General features: G+C 69.3%; 6 protein-coding genes and 1 tRNA gene. 1 reads left to right on the top strand and 6 read right to left on the bottom strand.

Features of this window, described 5'->3' with window-relative positions:
* The 4 genes from AB1578_21895 to AB1578_21880 all read right to left on the bottom strand — a co-directional run.
* Nucleotides 1-183, bottom strand: a 183-nt coding sequence (locus AB1578_21895) for a hypothetical protein (GenBank protein ID MEW6490551.1), incomplete at its 3' end; no start/stop codon positions are given.
* A gap of 3 nt (nucleotides 184-186) precedes the next feature.
* On the bottom strand, nucleotides 187-411 hold the full coding sequence (locus AB1578_21890) for an AlpA family phage regulatory protein (GenBank protein MEW6490550.1): 225 nt from the start codon (nucleotides 409-411) through the stop codon (nucleotides 187-189).
* A 101-nt stretch (nucleotides 412-512) separates the two neighbouring features.
* A complete protein-coding gene (locus tag AB1578_21885) occupies nucleotides 513-1,259 on the bottom strand; it encodes a hypothetical protein (GenBank protein ID MEW6490549.1) in 747 nt (248 codons plus the stop codon).
* Complete coding sequence (locus AB1578_21880) at nucleotides 1,256-2,530, bottom strand: integrase arm-type DNA-binding domain-containing protein (protein ID MEW6490548.1); 1,275 nt, start codon at nucleotides 2,528-2,530, stop codon at nucleotides 1,256-1,258. The genes AB1578_21885 and AB1578_21880 overlap by 4 nt, the downstream gene beginning before the upstream one ends.
* Before the next feature lie 179 nt (nucleotides 2,531-2,709).
* On the opposite strand from AB1578_21880, the gene AB1578_21875 reads away from it, so the two are divergent.
* Nucleotides 2,710-2,791 (top strand) — tRNA-Lys (locus AB1578_21875).
* A gap of 273 nt (nucleotides 2,792-3,064) precedes the next feature.
* Here AB1578_21875 and AB1578_21870 read toward each other — a convergent pair.
* Both AB1578_21870 and AB1578_21865 read right to left on the bottom strand, forming a co-directional pair.
* Complete coding sequence (locus AB1578_21870; protein MEW6490547.1) at nucleotides 3,065-4,399, bottom strand: TRAP transporter large permease subunit; 1,335 nt, start codon at nucleotides 4,397-4,399, stop codon at nucleotides 3,065-3,067.
* A gap of 24 nt (nucleotides 4,400-4,423) precedes the next feature.
* A partial coding sequence (locus AB1578_21865; GenBank protein MEW6490546.1) for a TRAP transporter small permease occupies nucleotides 4,424-4,991 on the bottom strand: 568 nt, incomplete at its 5' end.

Raw genomic sequence — 4,991 nt, 5'->3', positions numbered from 1 at the left:
CCGGGCGGCCAGGGAATCGCGGATGCAGGCGTGCCAGGCAAGGCTGAGGTCGTGCCCGTCGAGGGCCGCCACCGCGGCCCGGCGCACGTCGTCATGGGCACCACCGTGCAGGGCGATCCCGAGGAGCTCTCCGCTGGCGGCTGTGGGGGAGCCGGGAGGGGGGTTGATGGCGGGCGGGGCCATGGCTCAGGCGGCCTTGGCCTGCGGCGCCGGGAGGCAACCGCGGGCGCGGGACTCCAGCCACGCCTTCACGTCGCTTTCGAGCCAGCCCACCCGGCCGGGGCCCAACTGAAGCCGCTGCGGGAACCTGCCCTGTCGTTCCAGCCGGTGGATGCTCTGGACGGAGTAGCCCGTCACCTCAGAAATGGGGTGCCGGTTCCCTCTGGATTGCAGAATGATCGTGTCGGCCATGACGCCACCCTCCGCGAAGGAGTTGTAGGGTTGGCGCCACGATAAGATGGGATGTTCTGGCTTAGAACCCGAGGAGATAGCGGGCTGTTGCCTCTATCGCCTCAGGTGCCCTTGAACAGCTTGCACGCCTCGGCCAGGTAGTGGTCGAGCCAGGGCGGCCCGCCCCCTTCCTCCGGAGGGAGCCCGTGGGTGGTCGCGGCCCAGGCGGCCCGTGCCAGCTCCGGAAACGGGCCCTCGTACTGCCCGGAGCCGTCCTTGCTCGGCCAGACCCTCGGCGCCTTCCCGGTGGCCTGCTGGTAGACGTTCGCCAAGCTCTCCACGAACCACCACTTTGCCGGGTCGCGCCGGCCCCGGCGCAACCGAACCTTGGGCACGTCGGTCCCGGTGACGGGCTCGCGCCATGTTGCCGCGGCCCGTTGCAGCATCCCCACCAGGTGGGCAATGTCCAAGGTGCGGAGGGTCTCGCCGTGCCAGTCCACAAGCTGGGGGTCGCGCAAGGCGCCGTGTCGCCCGCTCTGCTCCAGGGCGTCGCGCGCCGCGGGGGAAAGCCCCCCCAGGGCCTCCAGGAGGGCGCCCGCGTGCTTCTCCACCCGTGCCAGCTCATCCCCCAGGCGTTTCTTCGAGACGGGGCCCGGCTCCTCCTTCGCGCACAGGCGGGCCCGGGTGAAGCGGATGTATCCCTGAATCGTCGGGAGATAGGCTTCGGGGTTCGCGCATCCGGCCCGTTCCAGCGCGGCCAGGATCGCGCTCTCCCCTCCCGTATGGTACGGCGCGGGGTCCTCAGACCGTACCCAGGCCGCGGGAGGATTCAGGGGGCCAACGTCGGGGGACTTCCGGCGGGAGCTCATCCCTGTCCTCCTGCCCGAAGCTGAATGACCTTCGCCTCGCCCTTGCCGGCCAGGATGCGCCCCAGGTGCGCCCCCCAGCGGTTCAACGCCTCCCGCTTCTCGGCGTCGTAGCTGTGCCGGTTGTAGACGGCCTGGACGCCCTGCAAGGTGTGGTTCAAGACGCGCTCCACGGTGAAGGGGCTCACGCCGATCCCGGCCATGTGAGAGGCTGCGCTTCTGCGCATGTCGTGGGGGGTCCAGGCGGGGATGCCGAAGGCGGCTTGATTGAGCCGCACGGCCTGGGCGATGGCGTTGATCTGGACGTGTCCCGGGCGGCCTTCCTTGGGCCGGGGGGAGGGGAACACGTACCCGGTACCGCGGGGGCCCAGTACCTCCAGGGCCAGCTTCGACAGGTGCACCCGGTGGGAGAGGCCGTTCTTCGCGCGCTCGCCGGGAATCGTCCACCACGTGCCCTCGATCTCCTCCCAGGTCATGCCCGCCACCTCCCCGGGCCGCTGCCCCGTAACGAGGATCGCACGAAGCGCCCGGCGCACCTCGGGGGACATTGCCACCGCGGGGCCCTTGGGGGCCGGGTCGTCCTTCCGCCGGGGCGTGGGGGGTTCCAGGAGCCTCCAGACGCGGCGCAGCTCGTCCGGGGTGAGAACCCGATCCTTGCTCACCTTCTTTGCTGGGGCCTTGATGCCCGCACAGGGATTCTCGTCCAGGATGCCCTCCTCCACGGCCCACCCGAACATCTTGCGCAGGACGGCGAGAAGGCGGTTGGCGGCAATGGGGGCCCCCGCGTCCACCTTCGCCCGCAGGAGCTCCCGCACGTGGGCCCGCGTCACGTCGCGCGCCTTGAGCTTGCCCAGGACCGGCTCCACGTCGTTGTCGAGGTAACGCTTGTCTTCCTGCCAGGACCGCTTGCGCGCCTTGCCGTACTTCTCCACGAAGTCGTCGGCGAGCTTCTCCAAGGTCGTCGCCAGCCGGTCGGCCTCTCGGGCGGCCTGCGCGGCCAGTCGTTCCCGCTGCTTCTCTGCCGCGGGGTCGATACCCTTGGCCACCAAGGCACGGGCCTTGTCCGCCTCCGCCCGGGCCTCGGCCAGGGAGACGGCCGGGTAGGGTCCGATGGTGAGCTTCTGGCGTCCGTCTCCGAAGCGGTACCGGTAGACCCAAGACTTCGCCCCCGTCTCCGTTACCCGGAGGATGAGCCCGCTACCGGCCCCGTCCCCCAGCTCCAGACGCTTCCCCGGTTCGGGCTTCGCGGTTCGGACCTTGGCGTCTGTGAGCATGGCGGCCTCCTCTCGGGGTGGGCCCCCCAGACCCCCGGGGACCATTCTCGGGGGGCCCACTGGGGGGCCCACCTTGACCCGGCTTGGGGTGTCTCGGGGTGAGACGGTGTGAGAGGGAGCCTAGCCGAGAAATGCCTGAACGGCAAGGAAAAACTGGCGTGTCTGGGTGAAGAGGCGGGGAGGCTTGAGACGGCCTGAAAGGGTGTCTCGGGCTCACTCTTAATCAGTAGGTTGGAGGTTCGATTCCTCCACGGCTCACCAAAGAAATCAAGGGGTTACGAGGCGTCTCTCGTAACCCCTTTTTCTTTCCCTGGAGGCAAAGTGTCCGTTTAGGTGTCTGTTTTCGGGGCGGCCCTGCGCCCCACCGCTTCGGCCCCCTCGTGCGGCAACGCTGCCCCCCGGCCTGCCCGCTTGGGGGCCGAGTTCTTTCCGGAACCCCCCGAGTACCGCGCCCAGCCGTCTGCGCTTAGAGAAGCGTCCCCACGGCCTTGGGGGCTCGCAGGGGCGCCCATGGTCGTCGCCTCGGTAGGCCCCCTACCCCACCATCTTCGCCGGCAGGTAGTGGACGAATCCCGGAAAGAGGGTCACGAAGACCACCAGGAGGATGGTGATGACGAAGAAGGGGAAGGTGGCCCGCAGGATGAAGGGCACGTCTTCCTTCGCCATGGACTGGATCACGAAGATGCTGAAGCCCACCGGGGGGGTGATCTGGGCCAGCTCCACCATGAAGACGAGGAAGATGCCGAACCACAGGGGGGAGAAACCCGCGCCGGTCACGATGGGGAGGACGATGGGCAGCGTCATGACCACCATGGAGATGCCGTCGAGCAGCATCCCCAGCACCACGTACATGAGGCCCAGGACGAAGATCAGGAAGTAGGGCGAGAGGTCCAGGCCCCCGATGTAGCGGCTGATGGCGGTGGTGATCCCCAGGAACCCCACCACCTGGGAGAGGAAGGCCGCGCCGGCGATGATGAAGGTGATCATCACCGTGGTCTTCACCGAGGAGACCAGCGCATCGGCCAGGGCGGCGCGGGAGAGGTTGCGGAACGCCGCCCCCAGGGCCAGGGCCCCCAGCACCCCCACGGCGGCCGCCTCGGTGGGGGTCGTGTAGCCGAGGTAGATCCCCCCCAGCACGGCCGCGATGAGCAGGAACACCGGCGCCAGGTCCCGGACCGAGGCGAGCCGCTGGGCCCAGGTGTATGTCTCGTCCGCCGCGGGGACGACGGAGGGGTCGAGAAGCGCCCGCACCGCGATGTACGCGGAGTAGAGCGCCGCGAGCAGGAGCCCCGGCAGGATCCCCGCGATGAAGAGCTGCCCCACCGAGGTGTCGGAGAGGACCCCGTAGATGATCAGGATGAGGCTCGGCGGAATCAGGAATCCCAGGGTTCCCGCGCCCGCGAGAGACCCCAGGGCGAGGCTGCGGTCGTAGCCGCGCTTGGAGAGCTCGTTCAGAGTGATCTTGCCCACGGTGGCCGTGGTGGCGGCGCTCGACCCCGAGACCGCCGCAAACAGCGAGCAGGCGAAGACGTTGATGTGCAAGAGCTTGCCCGGCACCCGGGAGAGCCAGGGAACGAGCCCGTTGAAGAGCTTGTCGCTGATGGCCGTGCGGTAGAGAATTTCCCCCATGAAGATGAAGAGCGGCAGCGCCGTCATCGACCAGGAGTTGACGCTGTTCCACAGGGAGTTCGCCAGGAGGTTCCCGATCCGCGTCCAGATGGAGATATTGGGCGGCAGATGCAGGTCGAAGAGGAGCATCCCGGCGATGGCGGCCGCCATCAGGGAAAAGCCGATCCACAGGCCCGACGCGAGGAAGAGGAACATGATCCCGATGACGAGGACCGAGAGGACGAGGGGGTCGGAGATCACGGGCCGCTCTCCTTGGGGAACCGGTCAGGGCCGGGGCGCCGGCCCGAGCGTGCGGGCGAGCTGGGCCAGGAGCTGGAGGAAGAACAAGCCGAGCCCCACCGGCACGGCGAGCTGGGGAAGCCACATGGGGGTCTGGGCCGGGGTCTCGGAGACCATGCCCAGGGCGCGCACGTCCTGCACCATGGCGACCGTGTAGCGCAGGGCGAAGGCGCACAGCGCGAGCGCCAGGAGGAGCGCCGCCGCCTCCAGGGCCCGGCGGCCCCGGGTGCCCAGGCGGCCCAGCAGCACCTTGACCCGGATGTGGCCGTCGGCCCGCAGGGTGTGGCCGAGCCCCAGGAAGACCAGGAGCACGTAGAGATAGGCGCTGTACTCGTCGGCGATCAGGGTCGAGGTGCCCAGCGCCGTGCGCAGCATCACCTCCCAGGCGATCAATCCCACGATCGCCACCATCGCCACCGAGGACACGGCGGCAGCCCACCCGTTGAGGCGGTCGATCCCGCGAAGCCAGGTCTCCATGGAGCGCTCCTTCGGGGGGCCCACGGGGCGGGGCTCCGCCCCCAGGGCCGGGGGGGGCGCCATCCGGGAGGCCTCC

It is taken from the genome of Thermodesulfobacteriota bacterium (assembly GCA_040756475.1).
Classification (GTDB): domain Bacteria; phylum Desulfobacterota; class Deferrisomatia; order Deferrisomatales; family JACRMM01; genus JBFLZB01.
Note: the sequence above shows the minus strand (reverse complement) of the source record. Positions and strands in the feature narration are given on the sequence as shown.

Excerpts from the sequence above, each read along its gene's own strand:
- AB1578_21880 (MEW6490548.1), bottom strand. The coding sequence starts at position 2,530 with ATGCTCACAGACGCCAAGGTCCGAACCGCGAAGCCCGAACCGGGGAAG.
- AB1578_21890 (MEW6490550.1), bottom strand. The coding sequence starts at position 411 with ATGGCCGACACGATCATTCTGCAATCCAGAGGGAACCGGCACCCCATT.
- AB1578_21885 (MEW6490549.1), bottom strand. The coding sequence starts at position 1,259 with ATGAGCTCCCGCCGGAAGTCCCCCGACGTTGGCCCCCTGAATCCTCCC.